Annotated in this window: 19 protein-coding genes; 12 read left to right on the top strand and 7 right to left on the bottom strand. The window is 74.1% G+C overall.

Features of this window, described 5'->3' with window-relative positions; all coding sequences use genetic code 11:
* Window positions 1–66 precede the first annotated feature (66 nt).
* A complete protein-coding gene (locus OSB71_RS20890) occupies window positions 67–252 on the bottom strand; it encodes a DUF397 domain-containing protein (RefSeq protein ID WP_265950227.1) in 186 nt (61 codons plus the stop codon).
* Window positions 249–1,103: a helix-turn-helix domain-containing protein gene (locus OSB71_RS20885; RefSeq protein WP_265950226.1), complete on the bottom strand. Its 855-nt coding sequence runs from the start codon at window positions 1,101–1,103 to the stop codon at window positions 249–251. Before OSB71_RS20885 ends, OSB71_RS20890 begins: the two co-directional genes overlap by 4 nt.
* Before the next feature lie 165 nt (window positions 1,104–1,268).
* Between OSB71_RS20885 and OSB71_RS20880 the strand changes: the two genes are divergently transcribed.
* From OSB71_RS20880 to OSB71_RS20870, 3 genes are all read left to right on the top strand, one after another.
* Complete coding sequence (locus OSB71_RS20880) at window positions 1,269–1,718, top strand: ATP-binding protein (protein ID WP_265950224.1); 450 nt, start codon at window positions 1,269–1,271, stop codon at window positions 1,716–1,718.
* 548 nt (window positions 1,719–2,266) lie between these two features.
* Entirely contained in the window at window positions 2,267–2,485 is a 219-nt protein-coding gene (locus OSB71_RS20875) for a hypothetical protein (RefSeq protein WP_265950222.1), read from the top strand.
* A gap of 56 nt (window positions 2,486–2,541) precedes the next feature.
* Window positions 2,542–3,054: a SixA phosphatase family protein gene (locus OSB71_RS20870; RefSeq protein WP_265950221.1), complete on the top strand. Its 513-nt coding sequence runs from the start codon at window positions 2,542–2,544 to the stop codon at window positions 3,052–3,054.
* A 195-nt stretch (window positions 3,055–3,249) separates the two neighbouring features.
* Here the strand turns inward: OSB71_RS20870 and serB are convergent, their stop codons facing one another.
* Entirely contained in the window at window positions 3,250–4,494 is a 1,245-nt protein-coding gene (gene serB, locus OSB71_RS20865; RefSeq protein WP_265950219.1) for a phosphoserine phosphatase SerB, read from the bottom strand.
* Window positions 4,495–4,732: 238 nt separating this feature from the next.
* On the opposite strand from serB, the gene OSB71_RS20860 reads away from it, so the two are divergent.
* The 4 genes from OSB71_RS20860 (at window position 4,733) to OSB71_RS20845 (ending at window position 10,117) form a co-directional block, all read left to right on the top strand.
* Window positions 4,733–7,477: an FHA domain-containing protein gene (locus OSB71_RS20860; protein WP_265950217.1), complete on the top strand. Its 2,745-nt coding sequence runs from the start codon at window positions 4,733–4,735 to the stop codon at window positions 7,475–7,477.
* Window positions 7,478–7,823: 346 nt separating this feature from the next.
* Complete coding sequence (locus tag OSB71_RS20855) at window positions 7,824–8,960, top strand: GAF domain-containing sensor histidine kinase (RefSeq protein ID WP_265950216.1); 1,137 nt, start codon at window positions 7,824–7,826, stop codon at window positions 8,958–8,960.
* Window positions 8,953–9,594, top strand: coding sequence for a response regulator (locus tag OSB71_RS20850; RefSeq protein WP_265950214.1), 642 nt, complete (start codon window positions 8,953–8,955; stop codon window positions 9,592–9,594). Before OSB71_RS20855 ends, OSB71_RS20850 begins: the two co-directional genes overlap by 8 nt.
* Window positions 9,595–9,871: 277 nt before the next feature.
* Window positions 9,872–10,117, top strand: a complete 246-nt coding sequence (locus tag OSB71_RS20845) for a chaplin (protein ID WP_323055324.1) — start codon at window positions 9,872–9,874, stop codon at window positions 10,115–10,117.
* A 92-nt stretch (window positions 10,118–10,209) separates the two neighbouring features.
* On the opposite strand, the gene OSB71_RS20840 is transcribed toward OSB71_RS20845, so the two are convergent.
* Entirely contained in the window at window positions 10,210–10,998 is a 789-nt protein-coding gene (locus tag OSB71_RS20840; RefSeq protein ID WP_265950213.1) for an Rv1486c family protein, read from the bottom strand.
* Window positions 10,999–11,126: 128 nt separating this feature from the next.
* Here OSB71_RS20840 and OSB71_RS20835 point away from each other — a divergent pair, with 128 nt between their 5' ends.
* From OSB71_RS20835 to OSB71_RS20825, 3 genes are all read left to right on the top strand, one after another.
* Window positions 11,127–11,918, top strand: a complete 792-nt coding sequence (locus tag OSB71_RS20835) for an ABC transporter ATP-binding protein (protein WP_265950211.1) — start codon at window positions 11,127–11,129, stop codon at window positions 11,916–11,918.
* A gap of 62 nt (window positions 11,919–11,980) precedes the next feature.
* A complete protein-coding gene (locus tag OSB71_RS20830; RefSeq protein WP_265950209.1) occupies window positions 11,981–12,403 on the top strand; it encodes an NfeD family protein in 423 nt (140 codons plus the stop codon).
* Between the two features lie 69 nt (window positions 12,404–12,472).
* Window positions 12,473–13,423, top strand: a complete 951-nt coding sequence (locus tag OSB71_RS20825) for an SPFH domain-containing protein (protein WP_265950208.1) — start codon at window positions 12,473–12,475, stop codon at window positions 13,421–13,423.
* 125 nt (window positions 13,424–13,548) lie between these two features.
* On the opposite strand, the gene OSB71_RS20820 is transcribed toward OSB71_RS20825, so the two are convergent.
* On the bottom strand, window positions 13,549–14,061 hold the full coding sequence (locus OSB71_RS20820) for an HNH endonuclease (RefSeq protein WP_265950206.1): 513 nt from the start codon (window positions 14,059–14,061) through the stop codon (window positions 13,549–13,551).
* 381 nt (window positions 14,062–14,442) lie between these two features.
* Complete coding sequence (locus OSB71_RS20815; protein ID WP_265950205.1) at window positions 14,443–14,982, bottom strand: YbhB/YbcL family Raf kinase inhibitor-like protein; 540 nt, start codon at window positions 14,980–14,982, stop codon at window positions 14,443–14,445.
* A 117-nt stretch (window positions 14,983–15,099) separates the two neighbouring features.
* Between OSB71_RS20815 and OSB71_RS20810 the strand changes: the two genes are divergently transcribed.
* A complete protein-coding gene (locus OSB71_RS20810; RefSeq protein WP_265950203.1) occupies window positions 15,100–15,546 on the top strand; it encodes a barstar family protein in 447 nt (148 codons plus the stop codon).
* Window positions 15,547–15,573: 27 nt separating this feature from the next.
* Here the strand turns inward: OSB71_RS20810 and OSB71_RS20805 are convergent, their stop codons facing one another.
* Entirely contained in the window at window positions 15,574–16,356 is a 783-nt protein-coding gene (locus OSB71_RS20805; RefSeq protein WP_265950324.1) for a sporulation protein, read from the bottom strand.
* Between the two features lie 37 nt (window positions 16,357–16,393).
* On the opposite strand from OSB71_RS20805, the gene OSB71_RS20800 reads away from it, so the two are divergent.
* On the top strand, window positions 16,394–17,065 hold the full coding sequence (locus OSB71_RS20800; protein WP_265950201.1) for a DNA-3-methyladenine glycosylase: 672 nt from the start codon (window positions 16,394–16,396) through the stop codon (window positions 17,063–17,065).
* Window positions 17,066–17,247 lie beyond the last annotated feature (182 nt).

Below are 17,247 nucleotides of genomic sequence, written 5' to 3'. Positions count from 1 at the left end.
GTCTCGTGGGCCTTCGTGTGGCTCCTGTGGTGCGGTTGGCCCGCCGTCCGGTGACGGCGGGCACGGTCATGGGCCGCCGACGAAGCTGACGAACCGGGTCCACCCGTCATGTCCGACTGAGAGGGCGGGGCGGGATACGTCCTTGGAGTCCCGTACGTGGACGGACTCCTCCGTCGCCGCCACCTCTACGCAGTCGTCCCCCTGAGCGCTGCTGTGGCTGGACTTGAACCAGGTCAGTTCGCTTTTGCTCACAGCTCTCCTCGCAGACGCTCCAACAGGTTTCGCGATTCCTTGGGCGGCAGGGCCTGCGAGCGCAGTGTGTCATACCGCTGATGCAGGAGAGTCACCTCTTTCGCGTCGAGGATCAGCCGCCCGTTCTGTTGACCTTCCGAGTACGCGCTGCGGCGGCCGTCCGGCTTCTCCAGTAGTCGCACCGGTCCATCCAGGCATGCGTGGTACTCGGCGTCCAGTGGGACGAGCTGGAGCGTCACGTTGCGCGGCATCGTCTGGTCCAGCACGTGGTCAATCACGCTACGCCGCACTTCCTCGCCGCCGAGCCTGCGGTGGAAGACGGACTGCTCCACAATGAAGCTGAACGGAACGTGCGTGCGCTCCCACAGCATCTTCTGCCGTTCAAGACGAGCGGTCACCTGCGCCTCAAGCTGTGCGTCCGTTAGTAGCGGGATGCTGTTGTCGAACACCGCCCGCGCATACCCCTCCGACTGCAGCAGCCCCGGTACCAGTCGGCACTCGTACGTGCACAGGCTGACCGCCTCCCGTTCCAGGCGGGCCCAGCGGCGGAACCAGGCGGCGAGCCCGGGCTCGCCGCGCGTCAGATGGCGGGAGGCCCGCCGCAGGGCGCCGGTGTCGCCGAGGGCGGCCTCGGCTCGTTCGACGAACTGATCGTCCGGCATGCGGCGGCCCAGTTCCACGGACTCCACCGTGTGCCTGGAGAACCGGACCCGCGCGGCGAAATCCGCGCGGCTGAGCCCCGCGTGCTCGCGCAGGGCCTGGACGACCGCGCCGAACGTCCGCAGACTGTCCGACGGGTCCGGTTCCCGCTCGTTCTCCGCCACCGACCCGACGACGTCCCCAGTCCACATACGCGGCCCCTTCGCCACCCGTGCGTGAGCCGAACGCTCCCGCTCACCACGTTCCAGGGTGCCGCCGACGAGCGCGTACCGTCTACCGTGAGTGCCCGTACGCTGACCTAGCGTACGGGGTCGATCTCTGGTCAACGCACCCGCACAGGACCCAACGTGGCGGCCATGCACTCACGCACGTCACGCCTCACGAGCACCAGCGACACCTTCCTGCAACTGCTGTCGTCCACGCGGCGCGGAGCCCGGCTCGCGCGGCTGCTCGCCGTCGAGCAGCTTCGCACGTGGCAGGTGCCGCCGTCCCTCACCGAGCGGGTGGAGCACGTCGTCGCCGAACTGGCCGCCAACGCGGTGCTGCACGGCCGCGTCGCTGGCCGGGACTTCCGGCTCGGGCTCCGGCTGACCCCCGCGACGCGCGCCGTCCGCATCGAGGTCACCGACGCGAACGGCTCCCGGCTCCCCGCTCCGGCCTTCGTGCCAGGCCCCGACGGGGCGCCCGACGCGGAGGCGGGCCGGGGCCTGCTCCTCGTCTCCGCCCTCGCCGACCGCTGGGGCACGCAGCCCTTCCCGCCCAGCGGGAAGACCGTCTGGGCGGAGTGCGCCCCGAAGCCACGCTGAACAGCCCGGCCGGGACGTTCGTCCGACTCCGCTTCATGGACGAAAGGCGCGTGGCCTGCCCGGCACCCTCTCGATCGCCCCCATGCCCGCCCGGCAAGCGACGGGGCTGCTCGACGGGTCGTCCGTGCGGGGGAGTGACCGCCATGTCGGGCCGGAGGCCACATGCGGCGCGCGCCGGCACGCACGGGCGACCGCCGGTGAGGTTCACTCGTCCGCTGGGGACGGTCCAGGGCGCGGAACGGGGAGGTGAAGTGGCATGGCGGGGCGGTACCCGGAGTCGCCGCCAGGAAACCCCTGCCGTGCTCGCACCGCGTTGACGTCGTACACACGCAGCGCTGAGCCGGGCACGCGTCCGCGTGTTTCCCGGAGGCGGAGTGGCACCGTCCGGGTCGGGGGGTGGCTCCGTTGACGGGTGGGGGGTGGGGCTGGCCCCACCGTCCCCTAGGGGGCGGGGTTCAGGGTCGGGTGGGTGGCTTCCCGGGTGGGCCGGGGCCCGCGCCCTCCGTAGCGTCGAGGTACCGCTCGACGCTACGACGAAAGGCGAGCCGATGACCGCCGTCCCCGCCCGTACCCGCGCCCACCGCCGTGCCGCCGGCGACGCGGACCTGCGGCTGCGCTGGTGGGCCCTCCCCCTGCCGCTGACGGTCTTCCTCGCGCTCCTGGCCCTGGTGACGCTCGGCGGCGAGGCGCACGCCGGCACGGCCGACGGCGTGGGCCGGGTCGCCGCCGCCCTGTGGGAGCTGCTCAGCGGGCTTGGCGCGGGCTGAGGGCCGGCGTCAACACCCCTGAGCCCCACGGGCCCATTCGTGCGAAGCTGGGAGCCATGAGCGTCGATCAGCCCCGCAGGATGGTCCTACTCCGACACGCCAAGGCCGACTGGCCCGACGTCCCCGACCACGAGCGACCGCTCGCCGACCGCGGACGCAAGGACGCGCCCGCGGCGGGCGGCTGGCTCGCCGCCCAGGAGATCCACCCCGAACTGGCGCTGTGCTCCACCGCCGCCCGCACCCGCGAGACGTGGAAGCTCGTCGTCCCGCAGCTCCCCAGGCGCCCGCGGACGGTGTACGAGGAGCGCGTCTACGACGCCTCGCCCGGCGAGCTGATCAGTGTGGTGACCGAAGTCGACGACGACGTCCGGGACCTGATCCTGATCGGGCACAACCCCGGGATGCAGAACCTGGCGGAGATCCTCACCGGCAGCGCGGACGAGGAGGCCGCGCGCCGCATGGCCGAGCGCGGCTTCCCCACCTCCGCGATGGCCGTGCTGACGGTGAACGGCACCTGGAAGTCCGTCGAACCCGGCGCCGGCCACCTGACGCACTTCTGGGCCCCGTAACCCCGCTGCCCGCCCCGCCTCCGGGCCCGCCGTGCCCGCGTCCCCGCGGCACGGCGGGCCCGGAGGCTGCCGTCCGCCGCCGTCCGCCGCCGGGCGGCTCCCGGCGCCGCCGCCACGGGGACGGCCGCGGCGGCGGCGCCGGTCGTGGCGGGTCGTGGCGACCGCGGTGGTGTGCGGTCCCGGTGCGCGGGCCGGTCACTCCGGCGAGGCCGTCTCCGCGGCCTCGACCTCCTCGCGGGTGATCCCCAGCAGGTAGAGCACCGTGTCCAGGAACGGCACGTTGACGGCCGTGTGCGCCGCCTCCTGGACGACCGGCTTGGCGTTGAAGGCCACGCCCAGCCCGGCGGCGTTAAGCATGTCCAGGTCGTTGGCGCCGTCCCCGATGGCCACCGTCTGCGACAGCGGCACCCCGGCCTCCTCGGCGAACCGCCGCAGCAGCCGGGCCTTGCCCGCCCGGTCGACGATCTCCCCGGTCACCTTGCCGGTGAGCCGGCCGTCGACGATCTCCAGCGTGTTGGCGGAGGCGAAGTCCAGCCCGAGCTGCTCCCGCAGCTCGTCGGTGACCTGGGTGAAGCCGCCGGAGACCACGCCCACCTGGTAGCCCAGCCGCTTGAGCGTGCGCACCAGAGTGCGGGCGCCCGGTGTGAGGCGCACCTGGGCGCGCACCTTCTCCACCACCGACGCGTCGAGCCCGGCCAGCAGCGCGACGCGGGCGTGCAGCGACTGCTCGAAGTCCAGCTCCCCGCGCATCGCGGCGGCCGTCACCTCGGCCACCTCGCCCGCGCAGCCCGCGTGCCCGGCGAACAGCTCGATGACCTCGTCCTGGATGAGCGTGGAGTCCACGTCCATGACCACCAGCCGCTGCGCCCGCCGCTGCAGCCCGGAGGCGACGACGGCGACGTCCACCCCCAGCGCGGCCGACTCGGTCGCCAGCGCGGTGCGCAGCGGCTCGGTGTGCGCCCCGGAGACGTCGAACTCCACGGCTGTGACGGGATACTTGGCGAGCCGGAAGACGCGGTCGATGTTGCCGCCCGTCTCGGCGATGCGGGCCGCGATCGCGGCCGTGGAGCGGGCGGACAGCGGCTGGCCCAGGACGGTCACGTGCGAGCGGCCGACGCCGCGCGGACGGTTGTCGCCGCGTCCGGAGATGATCTCGGCCTGGAGCTTCAGCGCGTCGGCCCAGCCGTGCACGGTGGCACGCAGTGCCCCCTCGGTGGCCGCCTCGCCCTCCGGGGCGGTCACCAGGGCGCACAGCGTTATGCGGCCCCGGGTGACGACCTGCTCGATGTCCACGACGGTGAGGTCGTAGGCGGCCAGGGTGTCGAAGAGGCCCGCGGTGATGCCGGGACGGTCCTTGCCGAAGATCTTGACCAGCAGAGTGGGGGCGTCCTCGCCGGGCATGCCGGGCGGGAGCGGAGGAGAAATCTCGGTCGCGCTCATGGTGTGTCCACCGTATCCGCAGATGGGGGCCCGCTCGCACGGCTGTCCGCACCCCGGACGGCCGAGCGCCCCCGCGGGCGCCCGGGCACCCGCGGGGCTCCGCGCGCCATCTGCCCTGGCCCCGGGGGGTCCGCCCGCGTGGCCCGGCTTCCTGTCCCGCCTCCCGGCCTGGAATAGTGCCCTGCGATATTCGCCGTCCCTAGACCCCCACGCGGGGGAAGCTCGGGGGAGAAATTCTGTGGGGCATGGAGTGCCGGAACTCGTACTCGAACTGAACGGAAGGACCTGGACGCTCGACCCGTCCCGGTCGTACACGCTGGGCCGGGACCCGCAGGGGGACCTGGTCCTGGACGACGCCCGCGTCTCGTGGCGGCACGCCACGCTGCGCTGGGGCGGACGCGCCTGGGTGATCGACGACCCGGGCAGCACGAACGGCACCTACGCGCGGGGGCAGCGTGTCCAGCAGCTCGAACTCGGCCCCGGCACGGTGCTGCACCTGGGCAACGCCACCGACGGACCGCGGCTGACCTTCACCGACGCCTCCGCGACGGCCTGGCAGGCGGTGGCCACCCCGCAGCACGCCGCGGCCCCGCAGGGGGCCGCGCCACACCAGCAGCAGCCGCACCCGCAGGACGCCCGGCACCCGCGGCCCGGCCAGTACGCGCAGCCCGGCCAGGAGCCGCGGCAGCCCGGCCGACACCCGCAGTCCGGCCGGCCCGGTCAGTACGAGGCCGCCTGGCAGCAGGCACCCCACCAGGCCCCGGGGCAGGCCGCCCACGCGCAGGCACCCGGCCAGGCCGCGCACGCCCAGGCGCCGCAGGACCAGGCCGCGCACGCCCAGGCGCCGCACGCCCACGCCGCGCAGGCGCAGGCCGCCCGCCCGGCGGCGGCGCAGCACGCGCCGCACCCCCAGGCCGCCGTCCCCGCCCAGCACGGCGCCCAGCCGCCGCGGGCGGGCGCTGCCGGCGGCGTGGACCGCAGCCCCACCACCTTCCACCAGCTCTCCCTCGGCCGGGTCATGCGCATCGGCCGCGCGCTGGAGAACGAGCTGGTCGTCTCCGACCTCCAGGTCTCCCGCCACCACGCCGAGTTCCTCGCCGGCCCCGACGGCCTCTTCGAGATCCACGACCTCGGCAGCCACAACGGCACCTACCTCAACGGCCGCCAGCTCCCCAAGAACGGGCGGCACCGGATCGGCCCCGGCGACATCGTCGGCGTCGGCCACTCCACCTTCCGCCTCGTGGGGGACCGGCTGGAGGAGTTCGTCGACACCGGTGAGGTCTCCTTCGCCGCGCGTCACCTCACCGTCCAGGTGGAGGGCGGCAAGACGATCCTCGACGACGTCTCCTTCGGCGTCCCGGAGAAGTCCGTCATCGCCGTCATCGGCCCGTCCGGCTCCGGCAAGTCCACGCTGCTGAAGGCGCTCACCGGCTACCGGCCCGCCAACCAGGGCGAGGTGCTGTACGACAACCGCAACCTCTACACCCACTTCGCCGAACTGCGGCACCGCATCGGGCTCGTGCCGCAGGACGACATCCTGCACACCGCCCTGCCGGTGCGCACCGCCCTGCGCTACGCCGCCAAGCTCCGCTTCCCCGGCGACGTCGCCGAGGCCGAGCGCAACGCCCGCGTCGAGGAGGTGCTCGCCGAGCTCAAGCTCGACATCCACGCCGACAAGCGGATCACCGCGCTCTCCGGCGGCCAGCGCAAGCGCGTCTCGGTCGCCCTGGAGCTGCTGACCAAGCCCTCGCTGATCTTCCTGGACGAGCCCACCTCCGGGCTCGACCCCGGCATGGACCGCGACGTGATGCAGCTCCTGCGCGGCCTGGCCGACGACGGCCGCACCGTGCTCGTCGTCACCCACTCGGTCGCCGAGCTCCAGCTCTGCGACAAGCTGCTCGTCATGGCGCCCGGCGGCGGCGTCGCCTACTTCGGCCCGCCCGAGGAGGCGCTGAACTTCTTCGGCTACGACTCCTGGGCGGACGTGTTCTCCGCCTTCGAGAACTACCGCGACTACGACTGGATGGGCCGCTGGCGCGGCTCCCAGCACTACCAGCTCTACGCGGCCGACATCGACGCCGTCGCGCCGCAGCCGGTGCAGGTGGACTGGCACCGGCAGCAGGCCCGCCTGCAGAAGCCGCAGAGCTGGGGCGCGCAGTTGTGGACGCTCATGCGCCGCTACGCGTCCGTCATCGCCTCCGACCGCGGCTTCATGGCGCTCATGCTCATCCTGCCCGCCGTGCTCGGCGTCGTCAGCGTCGTCATCCCCTCGGACTACGGCCTCGGCTACGGCCCCGAGCGCAGCCGGTTCACCAACCGCGACGCCAGCACGATCATGCTCATCCTCGTCGTCGGCATGTGCTTCTCGGCCGCCGCCAACTCGGTGCGCGAGCTGATCAAGGAACGCGTCATCTACGAGCGCGAACGCGCCACCGGCCTGTCGCGCTCGGCGTACCTGATGTCCAAGGTGATCGTGCTCGGCGTCATCACGGCCGTGCAGGGCGTCATCATCTGCCTGATCGGCTTCCTGCCGCGCGAGATGCCCGACGAGGGCGTGCTCTTCGCCGACTCCCCGGCCATCGAGATGACCCTCGTCGTCATCGCGCTCGGGCTGGCCTCGATGATGGTCGGGCTGATCATCTCGTCGCTGGTCAAGACGGCGGAGAAGACGATGCCGCTGCTGGTGATGTTCGCCATCGTGCAGGTGGTCTTCACCGGGGTGCTCTTCCAGATCCACGACAAGGCCGGCATCGAGCAGCTCGCCTGGCTCATGCCCTCGCGCTGGGCCGTCGCCGGCATGGGCAACACCGCCGACCTCAACGTGCTGGTCCTGTGGGAGCCGGGCAACCCCGACCCGCTGTGGGACCACGAGCTGAGCCAGTGGCTGGTCTCCATGGGCGTGCTGCTGACCATGGCCGTGGTCTGCGGCGTCGTCGTCGCCCGCTTCCTGCGCCGCCACGAGCCGGAGGTCATGCGCAAGTAACCCGGGCCCGCGGTGGGCGCCCCTCCCGGCGAGCGCCCGCCGCGGGGCCGTCGAAGGGCAGCCCCCGCCCGCGACGCGGGCCGGGCGCCGGCGCTCACCGATACGGGACGGAACGCGGGCGCCCGCCGGGGCGGGCGGGCGCGCGGGCGCCGCCCGGTGCGGCGAACCGGGGTGGTCGGCGGGCGCGGCGGGGGCGCGGGCCGGGCGGGCTCGTCGGCGTCCACGGGGCGAGGCGGGCCCACCCGGCGGGCGCGGCGCGGGCGGCGCCGGGCGCGGGGGAGCCCGCGGGCGCCCGGGGCGGCTGACGGTGCGCCGGTCGCCGTCGGCCCGGCGTACGGTAAGACGCATGATCCGCACCGGGCTCGCCGCCGTCAGCGCGGCCCTGCTCGCCATGAACCGCCAACTGGAGGTCCGCGAGGTCCTCCAGACGATCGTGCACTCCGCGCGCGACCTCCTCGACGCCGAGTACGCCGCCCTCGGCGTGCCCGACGACCGCGGCGGCTTCGCCCGCTTCGTCGTCGCCGGCGTCAGCGACGAGCAGTGGAAGGCCATCGGGCCGCTGCCCCGGCGGCACGGGGTCCTGGCGGCCATGCTGGACGACGCCGCCCCGCAGCGGCTGGCCGACGTCCGGCACGACCCCCGCTTCGAGGGGTGGCCCGCCGCCCACCCCGAGCTCTCCGACTTCCTCGGCATGCCCGTCGCCGACGGCGACGAGGTGCTCGGGGCCCTGTTCCTGGCCAACAAGCGCGCCTCCGGCCCGGGTGGCGGCTGCGGGTTCACCCAGGAGGACGAGGACCTCCTGCGGCTCCTGGCCGAGCACGCCGCCATCGCGCTGACCAACGCCCGCCTCTACGAACGCGCCCGCGAGCTGACCATCGCCGAGGAGCGCGGCCGCATCGCCCACGAGCTGCACGACGCCGTCGCGCAGAAACTGTTCTCGCTGCGGCTGACGGCGCAGGCCGCCACCGCGCTCGTCGACCGCGACCCGCCGCGCGCCAAGGAGGAGCTGCGGCAGATCACCGGCCTGGCCGCCGAGGCGGCCGACGAGCTGCGCGCCGCCGTCGTCGAACTGCGGCCGGCCGGGCTGGAGGACGACGGGCTCGTGGCCACCCTGCGCACCCAGGCCCAGGTGCTGGACCGGGCGCACGCCGCCACCGTCGTCTTCACGGCCGACGGCGTGCGCGCGCTGCCCGCCGACCAGGAGGGCGCCCTGTACCGGGTGGCGCAGGAGGCGCTGCACAACGCCCTGCGCCACTCCGACGCCTCGCGGGTCGCCGTCAGCCTGCGCCGGGACGGGCGCGGCGTCGTCCTGCGCGTCGCCGACGACGGCCGGGGCTTCGACCCCACCGCCGTCCGCCGCGCCGGGCGCCACCTGGGCCTGGTCTCCATGCGGGACCGCGCGGCCTCCGTCGGCGGCCGCCTCATCGTCCGCTCCGGGCCCGGCGAGGGCACCGAGATCACCATGGAGGTGCCCGGTGGGTGACCGCATCCGCGTCCTGCTCGTGGACGACCACCAGGTCGTACGCCGCGGGCTGCGCACGTTCCTGGAGGTCCAGGACGACATCGAGGTCACCGGCGAGGCCGCGGACGGCGCCGAGGGCGTCGAACTCGCCAGGCGGCTCACCCCGGACGTCATCCTGCTCGACGTCAAGATGCCCGGCACCGACGGGCTGGAGGCGCTGCGCCGCCTGAAGGAGCTGGACCACCCCGCCCGGGTCCTGGTGGTGACCAGCTTCACCGAGCAGCGCACCGCCGTCCCCGCCCTGCGCGCGGGCGCCGCCGGCTATCTCTACAAGGACGTCGACCCCGACGCGCTCGCCGGCGCCATCCGCTCCGTGCACGCCGGACACGTGCTGCTGGAACCCCAGGTCGCCGCCGCGCTGCTGTCCGCGGAGAGCGCCGCGCCCGGCCCCGCCCGCGGGGCGGGGCTGACCGAGCGGGAACGCGAGGTGCTCGGCCTCATCGCGGACGGCCGCTCCAACCGGGAGATCGCCCGGACGCTGGTGCTGTCGGAGAAGACGGTCAAGACGCACGTGTCCAACATCCTGATGAAGCTGGACCTCGCCGACCGCACGCAGGCCGCCCTGTGGGCCGTCCGCCACGGGCTGACCCCGTGAGCCCTTGAGCCCGGGGCCCGTGAGCCCGTGGCCCCGTGGCCCCGTGGCCCCGTGGCCCCGTGGCCCCGTGGCCCCGTGGCCCCGTGGCCCCGTGGCCCCTGACCCCGTGACCCACGGGACAACCGCCCGCGCCGCCCGTCCGGCGCGGTTCCCGAACAGTCGGTAATTCATACCGTCGGGTGATGTTCACTCTGCTGGCGCAACCCCGGGGGCGCCGGGGCGTTCTCCAGGGCGTGCCGCGGCGAGGGGCCGCGGCGACCGAGGAGGAGACCGGACAGTGAAGAAGCTCAACAAGGTCACGGCCGTCACGATCATGGCCGGCGGGATCATCGCCGCCGGTGCGGGCGCGGCCACCGCCAGCGGCGGCGCGCAGGCCAACGGCGCGGCGGTCAACTCGCCGGGCGTGGGCTCCGGCAACGTGGTCCAGGTCCCGGTGCACGTCCCGGTCAACGTCTGCGGCGACTCCGTCAGCGTCATCGGTGTGCTGAACCCCGCCTTCGGCGGCTTCTGCCTGAACAAGTGACCCCCGGGCGGCGCCGCCGCCCACCCTCCGGCCCCCGCGCGCCGCGCGGGGGCCGCAGCCGTACCCCCGGGGCTCCGGGCCCCGCGCCGGCCTCACGCGCCGCGGCGTGCGCGCTCCTCCGCGTAGGCGTTGTACGCCGCGACCTGGGCCCGCCGCGCCATCCGCTCCACCGGGCGCAGCAGCTCGGCCCGCGCCGCCTGCTCCCCGGCGCTGACGGCCGCGCCCGGACCGGCGTCCTGGGCGATGCCCACCAGCGCCCGCACGCGCTGGGCCAGCTCCAGCACCCGCACCGCGCGCGGCGGATACCCGGGGGCCAGCAGGCTCCGCCCCGCCTCCGCCCGGGCCTGGTACGCGGCCAGCGCCGCCCGCGCCACGGGCCCCGAGCCCGCCACGTCCAGCCGCGTCAGCGCCTCCGTGGCCTCCCGCAGCGCCTGCTGCAACTCGCGCTCGGCCTCGCCCAGCGACGGCACGTCCGCCGGCGGCGCCTCCCGCACCGGGCGGCAGTGCCACACCACCTCCACGTGCACGTCCCCCGCCGGCCCGGCCTCCAGCACCCCGGGCACCAGCCCCAGCGCCGTGCCCACGGCCACGACGGCCTCCCCGGCCTCCAGCGCGGCCGTGTTGAACTCCGGCGGGCCGCTCAGCCCGAGCGGGTGCCCCGGCACCGGCAGCGCCACCCGCAGGCCCGCCGCGCCCAGCGCGCGCAGCCGCCCCAGGGCCAGCGTCAGCCCCACCGGGGCCGCTTCACCCGGCAGGTCCGCGACCCGGTGCACGGCGTCGTCCGCGACGATGCGGGCCGCCGCCTCATCCGGTGAGACCGCCCCGGCCAGCAGCGCGTTTCCCCAGGCGGCCAACCGCCCCGAACGTGGTTCTTCCAGCATCCGTCCAGAGTAGGACCCGGCACCGACAAGCCTGGCGGCCGAAGGCGCGGACGCGTGACGTAGGTTTTCCTTGGGGACTGTGCCCCCCGGCACGGGCGAAAGCGACTGCAATGGGAGACGACGCGCTCATGAGCGATGTACTGGAGCTGGTGGACGTATCCGTGGTCCGCGACGGACGGGCTCTGGTGGACGACGTCTCCTGGTCGGTCAAGGAGGGCGAGCGGTGGGTCATCCTCGGCCCCAACGGCGCCGGCAAGACCACCCTGCTCAACCTCGCCTCCACCTACCTGTTCCCCTCCGCCGGGCAGGCCACCGTCCTCGGCGAGCGCCTCGGCGCCGTCGACGTCTTCGACCTGCGCCCCCGCATCGGCGTCTCCAGCAGCGGGCTCGCCGACAAGCTGCCGCGCGACCAGACGGTGCTGCAGACCGTGCTCACGGCCGCCTACGGCATGACCGCCGGCTGGCAGGAGCACTACGAGGCCGTCGACGAGGACCGCGCCCGCGCCTTCCTCGACCGCCTCGGCATGAACGAGTACCTTCACCGGCGGTTCGGCACGCTCTCCGAGGGCGAGCGCAAGCGCACCCAGATCGCGCGCTCGATGATGGCCGACCCCGAGCTGCTGCTCCTGGACGAGCCCGCCGCCGGGCTCGACCTCGGAGGCCGTGAGGACCTCGTCCGCCGCCTCGGGCGCCTGGCCCGCGACCCCTACGCCCCGTCCATGCTGATGGTCACGCACCACGTCGAGGAGATCCCGCCCGGCTTCACCCACGTGCTGATGATTCGGCAGGGCAAGGTGCTGACCGCCGGACCCCTGGAGACGGAGATGACCTCGGCCAACCTCTCGCGCTGCTTCGGCCTGCCGCTCGTGGTCGAACGCATCGGCGACCGCTGGACGGCGAACGGCCTGCCCCTCGCCTGAGCCCGCGCCCCCGGTACCTCGCGCCCTGTTCCGCGCACGGCCCCGCCACCTATGATGGAGGCGTGGACGCTTGGGTGTGGTGGCTCGTGGCCGCCGTGGGGCTCGCCGTCCCGCTCGTGCTCACCGCCATGCCCGAGTTGGGCATGCTCGCGGTGGGGGCCGGAGCGGGCTCACTCGTCGCGGCGCTCGGGGGAGGGCTCGTCGCGCAGGTCGTCGTCTTCGCGCTCGTCTCGACGGCCCTGATCCTGGTCATCCGGCCCGTGGCCCGCCGGATGCGCGCCGAGCGCCCCGAGCTGGCCAGCGGCATCGACGCGATCAAGGGCCGCCAGGCCGTCGTACTGGAACGCGTCGACGAGAGCGGGGGCCGCGTCAAGATCGGCGGGGAGGTGTGGTCCGCCCGGGCCCTGGAGCCGGGGGGCGCCTTCGAGCCCGGCCGCCGCGTCGACGTCGTGGAGATCGACGGAGCCACCGCCGTCGTGATGTGATGACGCCGGCGAGCCGACCGGTCACCGCCCGCCAACTTCCATGTCAGCCACTCAGTCCAGGGGGACGCGATGGACGCCGTCATCATCGTCCTGATCATTCTGGTGGTGCTGGTCTTCATCGCACTCATCAAGACGATCCAGGTCATCCCGCAGGCCAGCGCCGCCATCGTCGAGCGCTTCGGCCGCTACACGCGCACGCTCAACGCGGGCCTCAACATCGTCGTGCCGTTCATCGACACGGTCCGCAACCGCATCGACCTGCGCGAACAGGTCGTGCCCTTCCCGCCGCAGCCGGTGATCACCCAGGACAACCTGGTCGTGAACATCGACACGGTGATCTACTACCAGGTCACCGACGCCCGGGCCGCCACCTACGAGGTCGCCAGCTACATCCAGGCGATCGAGCAGCTCACCGTCACCACGCTGCGCAACATCATCGGCGGCATGGACCTGGAGCGGACGCTCACCTCCCGCGAGGAGATCAACGCGGCCCTGCGCGGCGTGCTCGACGAGGCCACCGGCAAGTGGGGCATCCGCGTCAACCGCGTCGAGCTGAAGGCCATCGAGCCGCCCACCTCCATCCAGGACTCGATGGAGAAGCAGATGCGGGCCGACCGCGACAAGCGCGCGGCCATCCTCCAGGCCGAAGGTGTGCGGCAGTCCGAGATCCTCCAGGCCGAGGGCCACAAGCAGTCCGAGATCCTGCGCGCCGAAGGTGACGCCAAGGCCGCCGCGCTGCGCGCCGAGGGTGAGGCCCAGGCCATCCGCACCGTCTTCGAGTCCATCCACGCCGGGGACCCGGACCAGAAGCTGCTCTCCTACCAGTACCTCCAGATGCTGCCGAAGATCGCCGAGGGCGACGCGAACAAGCTGTGGATCGTCCCCAGCGAGATCGGCGACGCCCTCAAGGGCCTCGGCGGGGCCCTGGACGGCTTCCGCGGCCACGGCGGTCAGGACGGCGGCCCCGGTGCCGCCGCCGCCCCGGCCCGGCGTCCCCCCGAGCGGCCGCGGATCGACTGAGCGACGCGGCGTCTCCCCGGTCTCCCGCGCCTTCCGCGACGACGGTCCGGCGGCGACACGGCCGGACACGGCGACGGCCCCGGTGCACCGCGCACCGGGGCCGTCGCCGCACGCGGCGGGCCGGGTCAGGCGGGCGCCGCGGACACCGCGAGCCACTCCGGCAGCGCGTCGCCGTCGCGCCGGCTCAGCGCCAGCAGCAGCGCGTCCGCCGGAGTCGGCTCGAAGGGCCGGGTGAGCAGCCGCATCCCGGCCTGCGCCGGCGTCCGGTCCGCCTTGCGGTGGTTGTCCTCCGCACACGCCGCGACCGTGTTGAGCCAGGTGTCGCCGCCCCCGCGTGACCGGGGCACGACGTGGTCCACCGTGGTCGCGCGCCGCCCGCAGTAGGCGCACCGGTGCCGGTCCCGCACCAGCACGCCGCGCCGCGACCACGACGCCCGTTGTCGGAACGGCACCCGCACGTAGCGGCGGAGCCTGATCACCTGCGGCACCGGAAGCTCCACCGCCGCGGCCCGCACCCGCAGCCCGGGATGCGCCTGCTCCACCACGGCCTTCTCCTGCATCACCAGCACGACCGCGCGCCGCAGCGACACGGTCGACAGCGGCTCGAAGCTCGCGTTGAGGATCAGCGTCTCGCGCATCCCGTCCACCTCCCCGTCCGGCCCGCCCCGCGGCGGGTGGCCACCACTGTGCCGGTGCCCATACAGGCGGACAACGCAATTTCCCGCCGGTGTACGCGGCGTGAACAGGCCCCGTGGGCAGCGGAACGCCGCCGCCGCCGCCCGGTCCGGCGGGGCGGGGTCGCGCCACCACGCCCGAAGTGCCGGGCGGCACGGCGAAGGGCCCGGCGGCACCGGCCACCGGGCCCCACGGTGAGGGAGGAGCAGCGCGGGGACGCCCCACGCAGGCCGCGGACGGGCGTGCGCCCGCCGGCGGAGCCGGGAAGCGTCCGCCCGGCGGGGTCCGGGGGCGTCGCGCCTCGGCACGGCGCTCCCCGCGGCGGCCGGGGCGCCGCGTCCGGCTCAGCCCTCGGCGGGCACCTCGTACTCGGCGATGAGGTGCGCGCGGCCGATCGCCTTGAACCGCAGGTTGAAGCCGACCACGGCCGGCGTCGCCTCCGCGTCGGGGCCGAGCGTCTCCTCTCCGACGGCGTACACGGTGAAGACGTAGCGGTGCGGGCCGTCACCGGGCGGCGGCGCGGCCCCGGCGAACTCCTTGGCGCCGTAGTCGTTGCGCACCTGCACCGCGCCCGCGGGCAGCGCGGAGGAGTCCGGGCTGCCAGCGCCCGCGGGCAGCTCGGTCACCGAGGCGGGGATGTCGAAGACCGTCCAGTGCCAGAAGCCGCTGCCGGTGGGCGCGTCGGGATCGAAGCAGGTCACCGCGTAGCTGCGGGTGCCCTCGGGCGCGCCCTCCCAGCGCAGGTGCGGCGAGGTGTTGCCCTCCGCCTGCACCTGGCCCGGGCCGAGCCGCTGCCCCGAGACGACGTCGTCGCTGACCACCGTGAAGGACGCCACCGGGGGGTGGAAGTCGTGGGGGAGTGGGCGCCGCTTCTGCTCGGTCACGTCGGAACCTCCGGATCGCTGGCATCAGATGCACCGGCCAGCCTAACCACACGCGGCGGCCCCGTTTGGGACCATGACCGGGTGCCCGACGCAGCGAATCCACCCCGGCGGTGACTGATGAACTCCCCCCACACGCCCGCCCCCTTCCCGCAGGCCGACCTCACCGGCGTCCTGGACGGCTCGCTGCCGCCCGGCGTCTACCGGTGGCAGCCGCACGCCGGTGATCCCGGCCCCGCCGTGGGCCCCGACGAGGGCGGCTGGCGCAGCCACCCCGTCAGCCTCCTCGGCGTCACGGACGGCGCCGGCTTCCTGGACCGCCTCGCGACCGAGCTGGACCTCCCCGGCTCCTACGACCGCTCCTGGGACGGGCTGGCCGACGCCCTCACCGACCCCGGATGGACCGGTGACGGCGACGCCGGTCGCGGGCGCCTGCTGCTGGTGCGCGGCTGGGACGCCTTCGCGGAGGCGGCGCCCGGCGACGCGGCGACGGCCGCGGAGGTGCTCACCGCGGCCGTCGCCTTCTGGGGCGTGCGCGCCACCCCCGTGACGGTCCTGCTGAGCTGACGCGGCACCGGGGGGCGGGCACGGTACTCAGAACCAGTTGCGCTTGCCCCCCACCTCGGCCAGCCACTGGTTCAGGTAACCGGACCAGTCCGTCTGGTCGAAGCCTTCCAGGTCCACCTGGAAGCACCGGTAGGAGTCGCCGCCGCCGGTGAACAGCCCGCCCTTCTTGTCCATCTCCAAGACGACGTCCATCGTCCGGCTGTCCGCCACGAACGACAGCTCCACCTGGCTCAGCCCCCGGTACTGGGGCGGCGCGAAGAACTCGATCTCCTGGTAGAACGGCAGCCGCTGCCGGGTGCCGCGGATCACGCCCTGCTCCAGATCCGCGCTCTTGAACCGGAAGCCCAGCGCCCCGAAGGCGTCGAGGATCGCCTGCTGCGCGGGCAGCGGGTGGACGTTGACCGGATCGAGGTCGGAGGAGTCCACCGCGCGGGCGATGGCCAACTCGGTGCTCACGCCGACGTGCATGCCGGTGAGCTGGTGCCCCAGGAACGTGGTGACGGGCGTCTCCCACGGGATCTCCAGCGCGAACGGGACCACGTGCGTGGTCCCCGCCTGCAGGGTGAACGCGCCGCCGAGCTGCTGCCGGTGGAACTCGACGTCCCGCAGCATCTCCCGGTCCTCGCTCTCGACCTCCACCTTGCCCTGGAGGCCGACGGACAGGCCCTGGATCTCCTGCTCGACCGAGCCGCCCTGGATGCGCACCTCCCCGTGTACGACGCCGCCGGGCAGCACGTTGGGCTCGGAGAGCAGGGTCTCCACCGAGGCACCGCCTATCCCCACGCTCGCGAACAGCTTCTTGAACGCCATCTCGTCCTTCCCTGCCACTCGACTACCCTCGACTGGCATGTTCGTCGCCCGTGACCGTACCGCCCTGCCCCGAGCCTTCTTCGACCGTCCCGTCCTCGACGTCGCCCAGGACCTGCTGGGCCGGATACTCGTGCGGCACACCGCGCACGGGCCGATCGAGGTCCGGCTGACCGAGGTCGAGGCCTACGAGGGCGAACGCGACCCGGGATCCCACGCGTACCGCGGCCGCACCGATCGCAACGCGTCGATGTTCGGGCCGCCCGGACACGCCTACGTCTACTTCACCTACGGCATGTGGCACTGCCTGAACCTGGTGTGCGAGTCGGCGGGCACGGCCGCCGGGGTGCTGCTGCGCGCCGGCGAGGTCCGCGCGGGCGCCGACCTCGCGCGGGCCCGGCGCCACACCGCCCGCCGCGACAGCGAGCTGGCCAAGGGCCCGGCCCGGCTGGCCACCGCGCTGGACGTGGACCGCCGGCTCAACGGCACCGACCTGTGTGCCACGGAGGGCACCGCGCACCTGAGCGTGCTGCCCGGGGAGCCGCCCGCGTCCCGGCTGGTGCGCCGGGGCCCGCGCACCGGCGTCGGGGGCGCGGGGGCGGACCACCCCTACCGCTTCTGGATCGAGGGCGACGCCACCGTGAGCCCCTACCGGGCCCACCAACCGCGCCGCCGGCAGCGCAGACTTGACTCCGGCCCGTCGGACGCCTAACGTAGTCCGAGCCGCTGGACGCAGGCAGAGCTTTCACAAAGATCATCACAACGGATCGCGTGGACGCCGCGTAGAGTGGCCCTCCACTTCGACGACCTCCCGAACGGGATGCTTTTCGCGATGCCGAAAACTCCCCGGAAAGCCTGATTATGACTCGGGCGGAGAATTCGCTAGAGTGGAGA

Origin of the sequence: Streptomyces marinisediminis, from assembly GCF_026262575.1 — a bacterium.
In the GTDB taxonomy this organism is placed as follows: Bacteria; Actinomycetota; Actinomycetes; order Streptomycetales; family Streptomycetaceae; genus Streptomyces; species Streptomyces marinisediminis.
Note: the sequence above shows the minus strand (reverse complement) of the source record. Positions and strands in the feature narration are given on the sequence as shown.

Excerpts from the sequence above, each read along its gene's own strand:
- OSB71_RS20880 (WP_265950224.1), top strand. The coding sequence starts at position 1,269 with ATGCACTCACGCACGTCACGCCTCACGAGCACCAGCGACACCTTCCTG.
- OSB71_RS20805 (WP_265950324.1), bottom strand. The coding sequence starts at position 16,356 with ATGGCGTTCAAGAAGCTGTTCGCGAGCGTGGGGATAGGCGGTGCCTCG.
- OSB71_RS20810 (WP_265950203.1), top strand. The coding sequence starts at position 15,100 with ATGAACTCCCCCCACACGCCCGCCCCCTTCCCGCAGGCCGACCTCACC.
- OSB71_RS20800 (WP_265950201.1), top strand. The coding sequence starts at position 16,394 with ATGTTCGTCGCCCGTGACCGTACCGCCCTGCCCCGAGCCTTCTTCGAC.
- OSB71_RS20825 (WP_265950208.1), top strand. The coding sequence starts at position 12,473 with ATGGACGCCGTCATCATCGTCCTGATCATTCTGGTGGTGCTGGTCTTC.
- OSB71_RS20885 (WP_265950226.1), bottom strand. The coding sequence starts at position 1,103 with ATGTGGACTGGGGACGTCGTCGGGTCGGTGGCGGAGAACGAGCGGGAA.
- OSB71_RS20855 (WP_265950216.1), top strand. The coding sequence starts at position 7,824 with ATGATCCGCACCGGGCTCGCCGCCGTCAGCGCGGCCCTGCTCGCCATG.
- OSB71_RS20875 (WP_265950222.1), top strand. The coding sequence starts at position 2,267 with ATGACCGCCGTCCCCGCCCGTACCCGCGCCCACCGCCGTGCCGCCGGC.
- serB (WP_265950219.1), bottom strand. The coding sequence starts at position 4,494 with ATGAGCGCGACCGAGATTTCTCCTCCGCTCCCGCCCGGCATGCCCGGC.
- OSB71_RS20835 (WP_265950211.1), top strand. The coding sequence starts at position 11,127 with ATGAGCGATGTACTGGAGCTGGTGGACGTATCCGTGGTCCGCGACGGA.
- OSB71_RS20870 (WP_265950221.1), top strand. The coding sequence starts at position 2,542 with ATGAGCGTCGATCAGCCCCGCAGGATGGTCCTACTCCGACACGCCAAG.
- OSB71_RS20820 (WP_265950206.1), bottom strand. The coding sequence starts at position 14,061 with ATGCGCGAGACGCTGATCCTCAACGCGAGCTTCGAGCCGCTGTCGACC.
- OSB71_RS20840 (WP_265950213.1), bottom strand. The coding sequence starts at position 10,998 with ATGCTGGAAGAACCACGTTCGGGGCGGTTGGCCGCCTGGGGAAACGCG.